This window comes from Flavobacterium sp. (assembly GCF_044357305.1).
Classification (GTDB): Bacteria; Bacteroidota; Bacteroidia; order Flavobacteriales; family Flavobacteriaceae; genus Flavobacterium.
The window spans coordinates 64,872-81,468 of record NZ_JBIKPS010000006.1; the positions used below are offsets into that span (position 1 = coordinate 64,872).

The window sequence follows — 16,597 nt, forward strand, 5'->3', positions numbered from 1 at the left end:
AATTTTTTTAATCGAAAAAACTTTTAGTTAATTTTTTTTTAAAATTTTCTCTTTGGATTCCGATTATATGTTTACAAATTTCGTGCCAAACTAAAATTTTAACAAAAATTTATTTTTTATTGGTAGAAGGTATGATTTTCAACTCGTTAATGATGTTTTGAGCCCCCGCAAATTTATCAATGATAAACAATACATAGCGCGCATCGACCATAATGTTTCTACAAATGTCTGGTGAATAGAAAATATCACTCATAGTTCCTTCCCAAACTCTGTCAAAATTAAGGCCAATTAAGTTTCCGTTAGCATCCAATGCTGGACTTCCGGAATTTCCACCCGTAGTATGGTTGGTTGCTATGAAACAAACAGGCATTTTGTCTTTTACTCCATAGTTTCCATAATCTTTGGTGTTGTATAAATCAATTAACTTTTGTGGCACATCAAATTCATAATCTCCCGGAACGTATTTTTCCATAACTCCATCTAAAGTAGTAAAGGGCTCATAATAAACGCCGTCATTCGGTTTATATCCTTTTACTTTTCCATAGGTTACTCGCAATGTACTGTTCGCATCTGGGAAAATACGAGCCGATTTTGGACTTAATTCTAAAATTGCTTTCATATAAGTTCGCTGTAACGCAATATTTTTCAAATTCAAATCGTCATATTTTGGAGCAACTTTTGTTGTATAGGCATCCGCCATCGATTTAATTAATTGGTATCCTTTATCAGCATTCAATTTTTCAATAACTATTTTAGAATCGCCTTCTAATAATTCTCTAAAACTAGTTAAAGAAATTAATTTGGAATTGGTAAAAATATCCGAAGTTAGTTTTGCAGCGTCTATATTTAGTAACGTTTCCGGCAAGAATTGTTTTGGAGATTTTGTAGTATACAAATTGATTAATTGCTCAAATACATTTTTATCTACTTCTACATTATAATCTTTATAGAAATCATCAATCCCTTTAGAAAGGGTGTTTTTTCTATCGGTAAACGATTGCTCTCCTTTAGTATTTAAAATTTGTTCTAATTGGTATAATTTATAACCAACCGAGAGAATTTCAGTATTTCGTAACGCTACTTCACTAAAATAATCTTTTGCTAAAGCATAATCTTTAATATCGGTATAATTCTTTTCAAAATCGGAAAGTAAGGTTCCGTATTCAGCTTGTTTTCCTGCTTTAATTACTTTTTCTTGAAATTCTTTTTCGAATTTTTGTTTGGCAGCAACAGCATTGGCTTTTTTCAAACCTTTAGTTTCTCCCATCCATTTTTTCCAATAGTTGGCAACTCCTGCATATTTTGAAGCATATTGAATTTTAATAGCTTGATCTTTTCGCATGAAACGATCTTGCACTTTTAAAGCCGCATCGCGCACTTCAATTTTAGCAGGATTTAAGGTTTCCACAATTTGATTTACGGCTACTGAAGGCAAATATTCGGTAGTTCTTCCTGGATAACCCAAAACCATTGTGAAATCATTTTCTTTTACTCCAGCAATTGAAATCGGGAAAAAATGTTTTGGTTTGTAGGGAACATTTTCAACAGAATAAGCTGCTGGACGATTGTTTTTATCGGCATAAATTCGGAACAAAGAAAAATCTCCAGTGTGACGTGGCCAAACCCAATTGTCGGTATCCGATCCAAATTTTCCAATAGAACTTGGAGGAGCCCCCACAAAACGAATGTCTTTAAAAGTTTCGGTTACAAATAAAAGGTACTGATTTCCGTCGTAAAAAGTTTTGATTTTATTTTCTTGCCAAGTTTCTTTAGGCAACGAATTACTTAAAGCAGTGATGTTTTCCTGAATTTTCTTTTGTTTTTCTGCTTCCGATGGTACTGCCGCAACGCCTTCTAAAACTTTGGTGGTAACATCTTCAATTCGCACCACAAACATAACCGTCATGTTAGGATTGGTCAATTCGTCTTCCATTTTATAAGCCCAAAAACCATCGCGTAAATAATCGTGTTCTACCGTTGAATGATCTTGAATTGCTCCAAATCCGCAGTGGTGGTTGGTTAAAATCAACCCTTTATCCGAAATAACTTCGGCAGTACAGCCACCATCAAATTGTGGAACGGCATCTTTTAAACTCGAATGATTTACAGAATAAATTTCTTCTGCAGAAATTTTCATTCCTAAGTTTTTCATTTCGGTTTCGTTCATACCTTTCAATAAGGAAGGAATCCACATTCCGCCTTGTTGTGCTTGGATTTGAAGAACGAATAATAAGAGGGCTAATTTTAAAAATTTCATATTTTGGGAGTTCTATTTGGGGGGATTATAATAAATTTAAGAAATAATTCTAACTTTTGTGTTTGTGACAACTATAAAATTGTTATCGATTTTTTGACTGTAATTATCTAGTAACTTGGATAAAACTTCTATTCTGGTTTGGAAATTATTAGGGGCACATCTAATAAGAATAATTCCTTTATGATGTTGATTTAACCTAAAAACCATTTCGTCAAAATCTTTATCCGAAGTTATTAAAATATAGTTTTCAGAAAAACATTTTTTTAGAAGAAAATCGTCTGTTGCGCCTCTAAAATCATCAAAAATAGAAATAACTTCATGATTATTTTGTTTTAAAAATTCTGCAACATTTGTTCCAGTGCATTCGTTAACAATAAAACGCATTAAGAAGCAATTTTATCTAAATCGAAAATAGTAGTTTTTTCTAAAATAGTTTCAGCATATTTCAAACAAGCCAATATCTCTTCTTTTTTTAATCCTTTATATTCTAATAAAATAGCGTCAATTGACAATCCTTGCCCGAGCATAGAAATAATATTTTCCACAGTTATTCTAGTGCCTTTTATTACTGGTTTTCCAACCATTATTTTCGGATTAATTTCTATATATTCCATAGCATTTGATTTTATTTACAAAAATAATCAAAATTATTATAATTTCAACTTCAGTAATTTGCGATTATGCACTTTAAAATTATTAGCAAGATACAATTTTTGTGCGATTTCATTATGATTTTCTAATTCAAGGTAAATCAATTTAACATTTAAAAGCAAGGCTTGTTCTTTTATAAAATCAAGCGTTTGTTTACCGATTCCTTTGCCACGAGAGGATTCTTTAATGTATAATTCATCTAAAAACGCAATACGACCTTGGTATTCAAAGCTAAAAATATAGGTTAGAATTGCATAACCAACAACTTCTGTGGTTCTTTCTCCGTGAGAATGATAAATTAGGTAGGCTTTTCCAAGTTTTTCATCGGCAATAAATTCTTTAAATAATTTTTTAGAAATTGCAACATCTATTGGATAATTATCAATAGCATAAAAATCTTGCATCATGGAGATGATGGTTTCGATGTTGGAAGAAGTTAAGAGCTGGAATGTTGTCAAATGATTAAAAAATAGTAGATATTAATTTTCAAGTTGTTTCAAAATAACTTCCGTTGCGCCTTTATTCATTTGTACAAATGTGGCGCAAATATGCCCTTTTTCGTGGCGGATGTCTTCGTTTGAAATTAAATTATCTAAGGCTTCGTATAATTCAGTTGAATTGGATACCGAAACGCAACCTTCTTGATGAACCAAAGCAATTGCCTCGGCAAAATTGGAATAATTAGGGCCAATAATAATAGGAACGCCAAAAGTTGCGGGTTCTAAAATATTATGAAGTCCTGCGGTTCCAAAGCCGCCACCAACATAAGCAATATCGGCATAACTGTATATTTTGGTTAAAATCCCGATGGTGTCGATGATGAAAACGTTGTATTCTCGTAGAGACGCGATTAATCGCGTCTCTGTTTTTGAGATTGATTGTTTATTGGCAGACGCGATTAATCGCGTCTCTACCTCCGAAAATAAAATTGTTTTTTTGGTGATGGATTTTTTTAATTCCTGAATTTGTTCCGATTTGATATTGTGTGGTGCAAGGATAAATTTCACATTTTCCGGTGCATTGTTGATGTAATTCACCAATAAATTTTCGTCTTTGGGCCACGAACTTCCAATTACAACCGTAATTGTCTTTCCGAGCTCAGGCGAGGAATCTCTGAATTGTTCTATAAAATCTAAAGAATTGTCTCGTTCTAAAATGGAAACTACTCGATCAAAACGGGTGTCTCCAGAAATTTTCACATTATGAAAACCAATGCTTTGTAATAGATTTTTAGAACTTTCGTTTTGCACAAAAAAGTAATTAAACGTTTTTAGGGCATTTCTATAAAAACCTCCGTATCCTTTAAAAAAGGCTTGATTTTCTCTGAAAATTCCAGAGATTAAATAGGTTTTTATATTTTGGTTTTTTAATTCCTTCAAATAGTTGGGCCAATATTCGTATTTGATAAAGAAAACAAGATCAGGATGTATTGCTTGTAGGAATTTTTTTGCATTTGCTTTGGTGTCTAACGGAAGGTACACCGTAGCATCGGCAACGGTGTTGTTTTTTCGAACTTCGTAACCCGATGGCGAAAAGAAGGAAACTACAATTTTGTGGTTGGGATATTTAATTTTGATTTTTTCAATCACGGGCAAACCTTGTTCGTATTCACCTAAAGAAGCAGCATGGAACCAAATGGTTTTGTCGTTTGCTGCTATTTTATTTTGTAAAATGGTAAAAACTTCTTTTCTGCCGTCCACAAAAAGTTTCATTTTCGGACTGAAAGGCGCAATTATTTTTAATAAAAATCCAGCAGTTTGAACGATAAGATTGTAGATGAAAAGCATTTAGGGGAATTTTTTATAGATATCTTTTCGATGTTGGAATTGAACCAATGTTACTGTTTTGTTTTCAATAACCAAACCAATTCGGTAATTGTCAACTTTTATTCGATAACAATTAGTGTAGCCAGTTAGTTTTTTCATGTTCAATATTGAACTAATTGAATCTGCTTTTTCGAGATTTTCTATAGTATTTTGTAGATTTAAAATTAATTCAGAATCCTTAATTTTTTTAATAGCCTTCAAATAAGAATTCATGTAAATTATTTCCATTTATTCATAACTTTTAAAACTTCTTCTTTAGATGCAATTCCAGATTTCAATCCAATTTCAATCATTTTGCCCAAATTTCTTTCCACCTTCAATTCGTATTCAGGCGAATTTTCATCAATATCCGTTTTTTTAGAAGGTATTTTTTGCACTTCAATTCCAATTTTTTTTGCAAGGCTTACTAATAGATTCATGTCCTTTTTAGAATTGCTTTTAAATACTACTGTTTCCATTTTGTTTTTATTTAATACAAATATAATAAATATGTATCTAAAAAATATTTCTTATTTATTGGTATGGCTAAATAAATTTTTTTACCAAAGATTTTACGAATTTTGTCCGATGATATTTTTGGTGCTTTTTGAAAATATAATTTCACAAAAGACCTTTACTCTCTAGCCCTGGGTGGAGTGGAAATCCTTTTTTCATCTAGCCCATGGTTTAAAACCATGGGCTAGATGAAAAAAGATTGGAACGGAAAACAGGAAACTGGTTTACAAAAAAGCCCGAACCATTCGCTCCAAATAAAAGAAATAGTATACTTTTGTGACTCCAATTTTTTATACCATGAAAAAACTACAAATGGTTGACTTGAAAAGTCAATACGAAAAAATAAAAGACGAAGTTAATGCGTCTATTCAGGAAGTTTTAGACACCAATACGTATATAAACGGACCTTTGGTTCATCAGTTTCAAGCCGATTTAGAAAAATATTTGGGCGTAAAACACGTTATTCCTTGTGCAAATGGAACCGATGCGTTGCAAATTGCGATGATGGGATTGGATTTGAAGCCAGGGGATGAGGTAATTACTGCCGATTTTACGTTTGCTGCAACTGTAGAAGTGATTGCGTTATTGCAATTGACTCCGGTTTTGGTGGATGTAGATTTGAATAATATGAATATTTCGTTAGAGGGAATCCGCAAAGCGATCACTCCAAAAACGAAAGCGATTGTTCCGGTACATTTGTTTGGTCGTGCTGCTAATATGGATGCGATTATGGAAATTGCAGCCGAGCACAATCTATATATTATTGAAGATAATGCCCAAGCAATTGGTGCCGATTATACTTCGAAAGATGGGTCTAAAAAGAAAGTAGGAACTATTGGACATGTTGGTGCAACTTCGTTTTTCCCTTCTAAAAATTTAGGTTGTTATGGCGATGGTGGAGCAATTTTCACCAACGATGATGCCTTGGCGCACAAGTTAAGAGGGATTGTAAATCACGGAATGTACGAGCGTTACCACCACGATGTTGTGGGCGTAAATTCGCGTTTGGATAGTATTCAAGCGGGAGTTTTGAAAGCCAAATTGCCGCATTTAGATACCTATAATAAAGCACGTCAAGATGCTGCTAGAAAATATTCTACTGCATTGAGTGTGAATCCAAATATTTGGGCACCATTTATTTGTGATACTTGTGATTGCCATGTTTTTCACCAATATGTAATCCGAATTACAAATGGTAAACGCGATGGTTTATTGGCACATTTGCAAGAAAAAGGAATTCCGTGTGCGATTTATTACCCAATTCCGTTGCACAGTCAAAAGGCGTATGCCGATGCTAAATACAAAGAAGAAGATTTTCCAGTTACCAATCAATTATGTAAAGAAGTAATTGCTCTGCCAATGCATACGGAACTGGAAGACGATCAAATAAAATTTATTACAGATAGTATATTAGAGTTTTTAAAATAGTTGTGCGTTGTAAGTTATAGGTTCATGACTTACAACTTACAACTCTTAACTTACAACAAATAAAGATGAAAATAGTAGTAACAGGAGGTTTAGGTTTTATAGGATCGCACACCGTTGTGGAATTGCAAAATGAGGGTTTTGAAGTGGTTGCGATTGACAACCTATCTAATTCCTCAGAAAGTGTTTTGGACGGAATATTTAATATTACGGGCAAAAAGCCAATTTTTGAAAAGATGGATTTACGCGATAAAGCATCGGTTCAAAATTTCTTTAAAAAAAACCAAGATGTGGCCGGAGTAATTCATTTTGCTGCTTCTAAAGCCGTTGGCGAAAGTGTGGAAAACCCGTTGTTGTATTATGAAAACAATATTAATGCATTAGTTTATGTATTGCAAGAATTGAAGGAATTGCCAAATGCAAATTTCATTTTTAGTTCTTCTTGTACTGTTTACGGTCAAGCCGAAAAAATGCCGATTACCGAAGACGCTTCTATTCAAACGGCAATGTCTCCTTATGGAAATACCAAGCAAATTGGCGAAGAAATAATTACGGATACTGCTAAAGTAACCAATATCAATTCGATTTTATTGCGTTATTTCAATCCGATTGGATCACATTCTAGTGCTGAAATTGGGGAATTGCCTCTTGGTGTTCCGCAAAATTTAGTCCCTTTTATTACCCAAACGGCTTATGGTTTGCGTGAAAAATTATCTGTTTTTGGAAGCGATTACCCTACTCCAGATGGTACCGCAGTTCGCGATTATATTCACGTAGTAGATTTGGCGAAAGCCCATGTAATTGCTTTGCAACGTTTAATCAACAAACAAAATTTATCCAAAGTAGAAACCTTCAATCTAGGAACCGGAACCGGAAGTTCTGTTTTGGAAGTAATTAATGCTTTTGAAAAAGTTTCTGGACAAAAATTAAATTATCAAATTGTAGGCAGAAGAGAAGGTGATATTACATCGGCTTATGCCAATACCGATAAAGCCAATACTGTTTTAGGTTGGAAATCGCAACTGAGTTTGGAAGAGGCTCTAGCGAGTGCCTGGAAATGGGAGAAGAAGATTAGAAGTTAGAGTTTAGAAAGCAGCTTTTAGAATCCAGAAATTCCAAATTATCCACTAGATAATTTGGGATTTTTTATTTTAAATAAATAGTTGTAAATTTGTTAGACAACCTAAAAGTTATGAATACCAATAAAGAAACTCCGAAAATTCTCAAAGCAGAAGAGCCTTCCGTGGCTTATGAATCCTCTATTCCTAAATTTAAAGGAATTGATAGAGAGACTTTAGATTTTGATGCAGAATTTAAAAAAGGCTTAACTCCAGAAGAATTTAAAGAAGCAATGCACAAACGAATTGATAATTATCCGTGGAAAAAGTAATCTTTGACGGGCAAGTATTAAATTATTTTGGCGAATTGGTTTTCACTCTTTTTAAAAAGGAATATTTTAGTTTTCCTGAAAATGCAAAAGAATATGTTGATAAAATTGTTGGTTTTGTTACTGCTGAAATTTTCACTTTTCCACACAAGAAAACCCCAAAATCTTTACAATATTTAGGCAGTAACTACATTTTTTTCAAGTCCAATTCACGAACTACCTGGTATATTTTCTTTGAAAAAAGGGAAAACAATTTTTTGATTACTGGGGTTATTAATAATCATTGCAATGAAGCAAAGGAGTTATAGAAATTTATTAAAAAATTAGTAGTAAATTTGTTTAACACCTAAAAGTTATGAATACCAATAAAGAAACTCCGAAAATTCTCAAAGTGGAAGAGCCTTCCGTGGCTTATGAATCCTCTATTCCTAAATTTAAAGGAATTGATTGAGAGACTTTTGATTTTGATGCAGAATTTAAAAAAGGATTGACTATTGAAGAAGCCAAAGCAGAATCTATTAGATTAATCATTCAGTGGTGGGGAAAATAGAAATTATTTTTTGATTACGGGTATTTTAAATAACCATTGAAAAGAAGCTATGGAGTTGTAACTATAAAAAAATCCTCATAATTTTTTTAAATTATGAGGATTTCCTTTTTAAATTACTTCTTAGCTGCTTCTTTCAATTTTTCTCCAGCTTCTTTAGTTTTTTCTCCAGCTTTTTCAAGAGCTTCACCAACTTTCGCTTTGGTAGTATCTACAACACCTTCTGCTTTTTCAGCTACAGTATCGATCTTTTGTTCCATTTCTGTGCCAACTGCTTCAGTTGCATCTTCTACTTTGTCTTTTGTTTTGTCTTGGCATGATACCATCGCAACAGCCATAAAGGCAACTGCTAAAATTGTTTTTTTCATTTTTTTTTAAAGATTAGATTAATAACAATTACCCTAATGCAAAACGAGTGCCAAAGTTTTTAAAAACAATAATAATTATTTTTTAGCGGCTTCTTTAACTTTCTTAGCGCCTTCTTCCACCTTTTCAGCACCTTTAACAATAAGTCCTTTTGCTTTTATTTTAGAAGAGTCAATAATTTTTTCAGCTTTCTCTGTAACCGAATCTAAAGATTGTTTTACGTCTGCACCAACGGCATTAGTAGCGTCTTTTACTTTTTCTTTAGTTTCTTCTTTACAAGAAAATAATAGTGTAGTTATTGCGAAGGATAGTAGTATCTTTTTCATAGTGTTAAATTTTAGTTTATATAATTAAGCAAGATTAATGCCAAAAACTATAATTTAAGCATTTATCGTCACCGCTTCTCTATCGATTTTATTAACCAATCCTGCTAATACTTTTCCTGGGCCAACTTCAGTAAAACTAGTCGCACCATCTATAATCATCTGTTGTACCGATTGGGTCCATCTTACAGGAGCAGTCAATTGAATGATTAGGTTTTTCTTAATTTCAGTAGCATCCGAAACAGCACTTGCAGTTACATTTTGATATACTGGACACATAGGAGTAGAGAACGTTGTTGCTTCTATTGCTGCTGCTAGTTCTTCTCTTGCTGGTTCCATCATTGGTGAGTGGAATGCTCCTCCTACTGGCAAAATAAGCGCTCTTTTTGCTCCGGCTTCTTTCATTTTTTCGCAAGCCAATTCTACCGCTTTATATTCTCCCGAAATCACTAATTGCCCCGGGCAGTTGTAATTGGCAGCAACCACAACACCATCTATAGAAGCACAAATATCTTCTACAATTTTATCGTCCAGGTTTAAAACCGCAGCCATTGTGGAGGGCTTAATTTCGCAGGCTTTTTGCATTGCAAGGGCGCGTTGGGAAACTAATTTCAATCCGTCTTCAAAACTTAATGCTCCATTAGCAACCAATGCCGAAAACTCACCAAGTGAATGTCCTGCAACCATTTCTGGATGAAAATTCTCTAGTGTTTTCGCCAAAATAACCGAATGCAAGAAAACTGCAGGTTGTGTAACTTTGGTTTCTTTCAATTCTTCAGGAGTTCCTTCAAACATGATGTCTGTAATTCGGAAACCTAAAATTTCGTTGGCTCTTTCAAATAATGATTTTGCTAATTCCGAATTCTCGTATAAGTCTTTACCCATTCCGGTAAATTGTGCTCCTTGACCAGGAAATATGTATGCTTTCATAATTAAATTTGTTTCAACTGTTTCTATATAGATGCAAAAATAGTAATTTTTTTAGGAGCGTAAACGTTTGGGCAGTATTTGGTTTCCATTTTCCCGCTATCCACTACAATCCGTCATTGCGAGGAACGAAGCAATCCAAATACTACAATTTGTTTATCGCAATGTCGGGATTTCCGTTTCTATCGGGGCTAAAGAGTAAGCAATTCGCTTCCTTGTTAACGTTTCAAAAGAACTTTTCAGTAATTATAACATAATCGAATTTATAAGTTCCATAAACGGTTTTTTAAATTCTTCATTGATAATTCCATTAGAAACATCAAAATTTTCATAAAAACTAGGAAGCGAAAAACTTCCTTTCACGTTGGCTCCTTGAAATGGGAATCTTCCTTTTGCAATTTCCAAAACACTACTTCCACCACGAGGACCCGGAGAAGTTGCTAACAATAGTGTTGGTTTCTCTTGAAAAGTTTTCCCGTTAATTCTTGAAATCCAATCCAATATATTTTTGAATGCTGCAGCATAGGCTCCGTTGTGTTCGGCAAACGAGATTACTATTAAATCGGCAGTTCCTAATTTGTTATAAAAAGCTTGAGCCAACTGTGGGATTCCGGTTTCGGCTTCTTTATCGGTAGAGAAAATAGGCATCTCATAATCATTCAAATCCAATATTTCCACTGAGGCATTTTCAAATTGATGCGCAGCATAAGTTGCCAATTGTTTATTTATGGATGTCTTACTAGAAGACGCTCCAAATGCAATGATTTTTTTCATTAGTTGTTTTCTATAAAAGTTTTAGTTTTTAATACGGCATTTTTCGCCATTTCAAAATTGTTAATTTCAGTTTTAGTCGTTTTATCCATCCAATTAATGGTGAAAGTCATTTCGGTTTCATTTTCTGAAATTGCTCGAATATCATTATCTACAAAGCCTTCTAAACTAGGATGTTCCAATAATAGAAAGCGCACTTTGTAAGGAATAAAAGTAATTTTTTCTTTTAAAATAGTAGTGCTCTCTGCTGTTGTAACGGTCATTTGTCTTGATACAAAATCCGTATTTTTATCAGAAATAACAACATCACTTACTCCAGGAACAAAATTTTCAGGCCTTTCAATTTTATAAAGTAGTTGCTCCCAAACCTTTTCTAAAGGAGCATTTACAATTGTTGTATACTGAACCATTTTTACTTTTTTATTTTTGAGTTTTTAGTCAAACCATTAAGTCTTAATTTCTATTTTCAAATACTGACCACTGACCACTGACCACTGACCACTGACCACTGACCACTATATATTACTGCTCCATCGGAATTTCCATCAATAAAAATTTGGCATCACTAGTTGCAACAAATTCCAATTCATTAAAATTCCAAATTCCAAGACCATCGCGAGTTTCCAAATCTTGTCCGTCAACGGTTATAGTTCCAGAAATCACAAAAACATACACTCCGTTTCCTTCTTTGTTAATCGAGTAAGTTTTTGAAAAGCCTTTGTCAAAATCAGCCAAATAAAACCAAGCATCTTGATAAATCCAAACTCCGGCATCGTCTGCTTTCGGAGAAAGTATTTGTGCAAAATTGTTTTTTTGTTCGGTAACGTCTAGAGTAATTTGTTGGTAACGCGGCGTTACATTTCGATATTTAGGAAACACCCAAATTTGAAATAATTTAGTGCGTTGGTCGGCATTAGGGTTGAACTCACTGTGTTGAATTCCGGTTCCGGCACTCATCACTTGAACATCGCCAGTTTTAATAACTTCGGTATTGCCCATGCTGTCTTTGTGCGCCAAATCACCTTCTAACGGAATGGTAATAATTTCCATATTGTCATGTGGGTGGGTTCCAAAACCCATTCCTGCTGCAACGGTATCGTCGTTTAAAACGCGCAACATTCCGAATTGCACACGATCTGGATTGTACCAACTAGCGAAACTAAAACTGTGGTAGGCGTTTAACCAACCATGGTCGGCATGACCTCTTGTATTGGCTTTATGTAAAACGGTATTTTTCATATATTAAAATTGAAGAACAAATTTACAACTACAAAATGGTTTTCTACTTATACATGTTTTTCTTTTTTATAAATTTTAATTCATTCAAAAATACAAGAAATGGTATATTTGACTCTTGAATATAGGATTATGAAAACCGAAAAAGAAAAAATGCTGGCTGGCGAAGATTATTTTGGAAACGATAAAGAATTAGTGGCTGAAAGAACCAAAGCCAAAAGACTCCTCCATAAATTAAACGTTACCGAATATGTAATGAATGGAACTTCGCGCAATATTTTGCAACAATTATTGCCAAATGCCCATAAACGATTGTACATCGAACCTCCATTTCATTGTGATTATGGGTATAATATTCATTCGGGAGAAAATGTATATTTCAATGTGAATTGTGTGGTTTTGGATACCATGAAAATAACCATTGGCAATAATGTTTTCTTTGGTCCTGGAGTTCATGTATATAGCGCAACCCATCCGCTAGATGCGGTGGAAAGACGTTCCGTTGAGTTTTCAAAACCGGTATCTATTGGTGATGATTGTTGGATAGGTGGGAACGCGGTAATTTGCCCTGGAGTGACTATTGGAAACGGTTGCACTATTGGAGCAGGTTCAGTAGTAACTAAAGACATTCCGGATAATTCGTTGGCAGTTGGAAATCCCGCTAAAGTAATTCGGAAATTAATTCCTTAATCTACTATTTATATATAATTATAAGATTGTAATCGCATATTTATATATAAATAATAGATTGTAATCATAAAATTTATATATTTGCTATGTAAATGAAGAAATTATGATTGATTTAGAAAGAGATTTAAAGATCAATTTACTGGATAAATGGAATTCAGGCAAAGTATTGATCGTTACAGGTCCTAGGCAAGTTGGGAAAACAACTTTAATTCGGTCCCTTTGTGAGAAAGAGGGAAATTTTCTTTTTATTAATGGTGATGATGGCCAAGATAGAATGCTATTAGAAAATGCAGGGGAAGTTACACTTCGATCTATTATAGGGAAATTCACTACTGTTTTTGTGGATGAAGCGCAACGAATTCCTAATATCGGAATCACTTTAAAAATAATTCACGACCAAATTAAAACTGTACGTTTAATAGTTAGTGGTTCGTCTGCTCTTGATATTTCTAATAATATGAATGAATCACTAACGGGCAGAAAGTGGGAATATCAATTGTTTCCATTTTCTTGGAATGAGTTAAAAAATCATTTTGGGTATTTTACTGCGATTAAAAATTTGCCAAATTACTTAATTTACGGATCCTATCCAGAAGTAATTACACATCCAAATGATGCTGAAAATATAGTAAAACAAATTGCGGGGAGTTATTTATATAAAGATTTATTGCAATACCAAGGCATTCGAAAGCCAGAAGTATTAGACAAATTATTGCTTGCCCTAGCCTTACAAATTGGTTCAGAGGTAAATTATAATGAACTTTCAAGAACTGTTGGGATAGATAGAGCAACGGTTGAACAATACATTTCGTTATTGGAAAAAGCATTTATAATTTTCAGAATTAAGCCATTAAGTAGAAATAGCAGAAATGAAATGAACACTTCCAGAAAAATTTATTTTTATGATAATGGCATTCGAAATGCAATTATTGGAAACTTTAATTTATTAGATTTCCGACAAGACGTTGGAGCTTTATGGGAGAATTTTATTATTTCTGAAAGGATTAAGGTAATGAATTACAATAATTTACATGGAAGGTCTTATTTTTGGAGAACCTATCAGCAACAAGAAATTGATTGGATAGAAGAACGAGATGGAGCCTTTTCCGCCTTTGAGTTCAAATGGAATGATAAGAAAAAAAATGTAAAATTTCCGAAAACTTTTCTAGATCTTTATGAAGTTAAAGAAACCCTAGTGGTTACGCCAAATAATATAGATGACTTTTTGAATATTAAATAAAAAAAACCTCAAAGTTGGAATTTTGAGGTTGGATATAAAAAATTGGAATTTATGTTTTTTTTTGGAATTTTACACCAATGCTTCTTTAATTCTTCTTAACGCTTCGGTTAATAATTCTTCGCTAGTAGCATACGAAAAACGAATACAATCCGGATTTCCAAAAGCATCTCCTGTTACTGTTGCAACATTAGCTTCCGATAATAAATACATCGAAAAATCATCCGCATTATTAATTAATTTGCCACGTAAGGTTTTACCAAAATAAGAAGAAACATCAGGAAATACATAAAACGCTCCTTCGGGAACATTTAATTTCAATCCAGGTATAGCATTGATTAATCCAACTACTAAATTTCTTCTGCTTTTAAAGGCAGCAACCATTTCGTTTAATACACTCGGGTCAGCATCTACAGCAGTAATGGTAGCTCTTTGAGCAATTGAATTTGCTCCTGAAGTTACTTGCCCTTGCATTTTAGTACAGGCTTTGGCTATGAATTCGGGTGCGCCAATGTATCCAATTCTCCATCCAGTCATGGCAAATGCTTTGGCAACGCCATTTACCGTTATTGTTCTTTCAAACATTCCTGGGATGGAAGCAATGCTGCAAAAAGTCCCTGAAAAGTTAATGTGTTCGTAGATTTCGTCAGAAACCACGTATATGTTTGGGTATTTTTCTAAAACTCTTGCTAAAGCGGTTAGTTCCTCTCTGTTGTATACCGAACCACTTGGGTTGCATGGTGAACTATACCAAATCATTTTTGTTTTTGGCGTAATAGCCGCTTCTAGTTGTTCTGGAGTGATTTTGAAATCCGTTTCTACAGAAGTAGGAACTTCTACTGGAATTCCTCCCGACATTTTGATGATTTCAAAATAAGAAACCCAATAGGGTGCTGGTAAAATAACCTCATCGCCATCATTCAGCATTACTTGAGCAATGTTGTATAAAGATTGTTTGGCTCCTGTGGAAACTACAACATTGGCTGGTTTGTACTCTAAATTATTGTCGCGTTTAAATTTTCTGCAAATGGCTTCTTTCAATTCCATATAACCATCTACAGGGGAATAAGTACTGTAGTTTTCATCAATTGCTTTTTTAGCGGCTTCTTTAATGAAATCAGGTGTATTAAAATCGGGTTCGCCCAAACTTAAACTGATAATATCTTTTCCTTGGGATTTTAATTCTCTTGCTAATGCTGCCATTGCAAGAGTTTGTGAAGTAGATAATTTATTTATTCTGTCTGAAAGTAGGTTGTTCATTGTTGTGTGTTTATATTTAATCGAAAAAATGAAGTATCTAATAAATCTTAATACTTAATACTTCAATATTAATTCTCTTTACGATAATTGAGGTTGTCTTCCTAAATCTCTTAAATGGGTAAAGTGCGAATAAATTGCAGCCCTTGTAGTTTTGAATTCGTTGTAAGGTAAGTTACATTCTTTGGCAGTTTCTTTTACAAATTCTGCTATTTTGTTATAATGAATGTGACTTATATTAGGGAAAATATGATGTTCAATTTGGTGGTTCAATCCGCCAGTATAGTAGTTCACCAACCAGTTTTTAGGAGCAAAATTAGCAGTAGTATACAATTGGTGTACTGCCCAAGTATTTTCTATTTCCCCATTTTCATCCGGAATTGGATTAGCAGTTTCATTCACCACGTGCGCCAATTGAAATACTACACTTAAGATAACTCCTGCAGTGTAGTGCATTACTAAAAATCCTAAAACTACTTTCCACCAAGTGATTCCCATAACCATCGGAATTACCAACCAAATTGAAAAATAAATCACTTTAGTAATGATTAAGGTAGTCCAACGAACAACAGGTTTTTTAAATTCCCCATAAGATAAATTTCGTTTCAAATAGCGTTTCATTTGGATGAAATCGGTAGTAATTGCCCAATTGAAAGTCAACAATCCGTAAAGGAAAACCGAATAATATTGTTGGAATTTGTGGTGTTTGAACCATTTAGCTTCTTTAGTAAAACGTAAAATTCTACCAGCTTCTAGGTCCTCGTCGTGACCAAGAATATTGGTGTAGGTATGGTGCAAAACATTGTGCTGTACTTGCCAATTGTAAACATTTCCAGCAAGAATATAAATGCTTCCGCCCATAAATTTGTTTACCCAAGATTTGTTGGAATAAGCGCCGTGATTACCATCGTGCATCACGTTCATACCAACGCCAGCCATTCCGATTCCGATTACAACGCTCAATAAAAGATACGTCCAAAAAGGCATTTCCATTGCAACAAGGAAGAAGTAAGGCGTTAAAAATATGGCAAACATTACTGCTGTTTTTAAATGCAGTTTCCAGTTTCCAGTTTTATCTATGTTATTTTCTTTAAAATAGTCGTTAACTCTTTTATTTAGGGTTCTAAAAAATTTTAGATTGTCGTTTTTAGAAAAGACAGGGGATGTGGTATTCATAATTTTGAAATTCAAAAGTTTACACA

21 protein-coding genes are annotated in these 16,597 nt (G+C 33.7%); 6 read left to right on the forward strand and 15 right to left on the reverse strand.

Going from position 1 to position 16,597, the window contains the following annotated elements; genetic code table 11:
- Positions 1-109 precede the first annotated feature (109 nt).
- From ACIQ2J_RS06125 to ACIQ2J_RS06155, 7 genes are read right to left on the reverse strand one after another with little or no spacing between them, the layout of a single operon-like run.
- A complete protein-coding gene (locus ACIQ2J_RS06125; RefSeq protein ID WP_396167528.1) occupies positions 110-2,257 on the reverse strand; it encodes a S46 family peptidase in 2,148 nt (715 codons plus the stop codon).
- 36 nt (positions 2,258-2,293) lie between these two features.
- Positions 2,294-2,641: a DUF5615 family PIN-like protein gene (locus ACIQ2J_RS06130; RefSeq protein ID WP_396167530.1), complete on the reverse strand. Its 348-nt coding sequence runs from the start codon at positions 2,639-2,641 to the stop codon at positions 2,294-2,296.
- On the reverse strand, positions 2,641-2,871 hold the full coding sequence (locus ACIQ2J_RS06135) for a DUF433 domain-containing protein (protein WP_396167532.1): 231 nt from the start codon (positions 2,869-2,871) through the stop codon (positions 2,641-2,643). Before ACIQ2J_RS06135 ends, ACIQ2J_RS06130 begins: the two co-directional genes overlap by 1 nt.
- Positions 2,872-2,907: 36 nt before the next feature.
- A complete protein-coding gene (locus ACIQ2J_RS06140; RefSeq protein ID WP_396167534.1) occupies positions 2,908-3,366 on the reverse strand; it encodes a GNAT family N-acetyltransferase in 459 nt (152 codons plus the stop codon).
- Positions 3,367-3,387: 21 nt separating this feature from the next.
- Positions 3,388-4,695, reverse strand: a complete 1,308-nt coding sequence (locus ACIQ2J_RS06145) for a 3-deoxy-D-manno-octulosonic acid transferase (protein WP_396167535.1) — start codon at positions 4,693-4,695, stop codon at positions 3,388-3,390.
- On the reverse strand, positions 4,696-4,962 hold the full coding sequence (locus ACIQ2J_RS06150) for a type II toxin-antitoxin system RelE/ParE family toxin (protein WP_396167537.1): 267 nt from the start codon (positions 4,960-4,962) through the stop codon (positions 4,696-4,698).
- The gene (locus ACIQ2J_RS06155; RefSeq protein WP_396167538.1) at positions 4,953-5,192 is read right to left on the reverse strand and encodes a hypothetical protein; all 240 of its coding nucleotides are present in this window, start codon (positions 5,190-5,192) and stop codon (positions 4,953-4,955) included. The genes ACIQ2J_RS06150 and ACIQ2J_RS06155 overlap by 10 nt, the downstream gene beginning before the upstream one ends.
- Before the next feature lie 334 nt (positions 5,193-5,526).
- Between ACIQ2J_RS06155 and ACIQ2J_RS06160 the strand changes: the two genes are divergently transcribed.
- The 4 genes from ACIQ2J_RS06160 (at position 5,527) to ACIQ2J_RS06175 (ending at position 8,349) form a co-directional block, all read left to right on the forward strand.
- Positions 5,527-6,657 carry a DegT/DnrJ/EryC1/StrS family aminotransferase gene (locus ACIQ2J_RS06160; RefSeq protein ID WP_396167539.1) on the forward strand — a complete coding sequence of 377 codons (1,131 nt, stop codon included), beginning with the start codon at positions 5,527-5,529 and terminating at the stop codon, positions 6,655-6,657.
- Positions 6,658-6,722: 65 nt separating this feature from the next.
- Complete coding sequence (gene galE / locus ACIQ2J_RS06165) at positions 6,723-7,736, forward strand: UDP-glucose 4-epimerase GalE (protein ID WP_396167540.1); 1,014 nt, start codon at positions 6,723-6,725, stop codon at positions 7,734-7,736.
- Between the two features lie 110 nt (positions 7,737-7,846).
- On the forward strand, positions 7,847-8,044 hold the full coding sequence (locus tag ACIQ2J_RS06170) for a hypothetical protein (RefSeq protein WP_396167541.1): 198 nt from the start codon (positions 7,847-7,849) through the stop codon (positions 8,042-8,044).
- Positions 8,032-8,349 carry a hypothetical protein gene (locus ACIQ2J_RS06175; protein ID WP_396167543.1) on the forward strand — a complete coding sequence of 106 codons (318 nt, stop codon included), beginning with the start codon at positions 8,032-8,034 and terminating at the stop codon, positions 8,347-8,349. The genes ACIQ2J_RS06170 and ACIQ2J_RS06175 overlap by 13 nt, the downstream gene beginning before the upstream one ends.
- 355 nt (positions 8,350-8,704) lie before the next feature.
- Here the strand turns inward: ACIQ2J_RS06175 and ACIQ2J_RS06180 are convergent, their stop codons facing one another.
- From ACIQ2J_RS06180 to ACIQ2J_RS06205, 6 genes are all read right to left on the reverse strand, one after another.
- Positions 8,705-8,956, reverse strand: a complete 252-nt coding sequence (locus tag ACIQ2J_RS06180) for a hypothetical protein (protein WP_396167544.1) — start codon at positions 8,954-8,956, stop codon at positions 8,705-8,707.
- 75 nt (positions 8,957-9,031) lie between these two features.
- Positions 9,032-9,280, reverse strand: a complete 249-nt coding sequence (locus ACIQ2J_RS06185) for a hypothetical protein (protein ID WP_396167545.1) — start codon at positions 9,278-9,280, stop codon at positions 9,032-9,034.
- 54 nt (positions 9,281-9,334) lie between these two features.
- Positions 9,335-10,207 carry an ACP S-malonyltransferase gene (gene fabD, locus ACIQ2J_RS06190; protein WP_396167546.1) on the reverse strand — a complete coding sequence of 291 codons (873 nt, stop codon included), beginning with the start codon at positions 10,205-10,207 and terminating at the stop codon, positions 9,335-9,337.
- Between the two features lie 243 nt (positions 10,208-10,450).
- Entirely contained in the window at positions 10,451-10,978 is a 528-nt protein-coding gene (locus ACIQ2J_RS06195; RefSeq protein WP_396167547.1) for an NADPH-dependent FMN reductase, read from the reverse strand.
- The gene (locus ACIQ2J_RS06200; protein ID WP_396167548.1) at positions 10,978-11,385 is read right to left on the reverse strand and encodes an AtaL-like protein; all 408 of its coding nucleotides are present in this window, start codon (positions 11,383-11,385) and stop codon (positions 10,978-10,980) included. Before ACIQ2J_RS06200 ends, ACIQ2J_RS06195 begins: the two co-directional genes overlap by 1 nt.
- Before the next feature lie 112 nt (positions 11,386-11,497).
- The gene (locus ACIQ2J_RS06205) at positions 11,498-12,214 is read right to left on the reverse strand and encodes a pirin family protein (RefSeq protein ID WP_396167549.1); all 717 of its coding nucleotides are present in this window, start codon (positions 12,212-12,214) and stop codon (positions 11,498-11,500) included.
- A 129-nt stretch (positions 12,215-12,343) separates the two neighbouring features.
- On the opposite strand from ACIQ2J_RS06205, the gene ACIQ2J_RS06210 reads away from it, so the two are divergent.
- Together ACIQ2J_RS06210 and ACIQ2J_RS06215 are read left to right on the forward strand one after the other, a co-directional pair.
- Positions 12,344-12,901 (forward strand): sugar O-acetyltransferase, encoded by a 558-nt coding sequence (locus ACIQ2J_RS06210; RefSeq protein ID WP_396167550.1) that lies wholly within the window; start codon positions 12,344-12,346, stop codon positions 12,899-12,901.
- Positions 12,902-13,004: 103 nt separating this feature from the next.
- Complete coding sequence (locus ACIQ2J_RS06215) at positions 13,005-14,141, forward strand: ATP-binding protein (protein ID WP_396167551.1); 1,137 nt, start codon at positions 13,005-13,007, stop codon at positions 14,139-14,141.
- Positions 14,142-14,210: 69 nt separating this feature from the next.
- Here ACIQ2J_RS06215 and ACIQ2J_RS06220 read toward each other — a convergent pair whose 3' ends face one another.
- Entirely contained in the window at positions 14,211-15,398 is a 1,188-nt protein-coding gene (locus ACIQ2J_RS06220; RefSeq protein ID WP_396167552.1) for a pyridoxal phosphate-dependent aminotransferase, read from the reverse strand.
- A gap of 78 nt (positions 15,399-15,476) precedes the next feature.
- Positions 15,477-16,571, reverse strand: a complete 1,095-nt coding sequence (locus ACIQ2J_RS06225) for a fatty acid desaturase family protein (protein ID WP_396167554.1) — start codon at positions 16,569-16,571, stop codon at positions 15,477-15,479.
- Positions 16,572-16,597 lie beyond the last annotated feature (26 nt).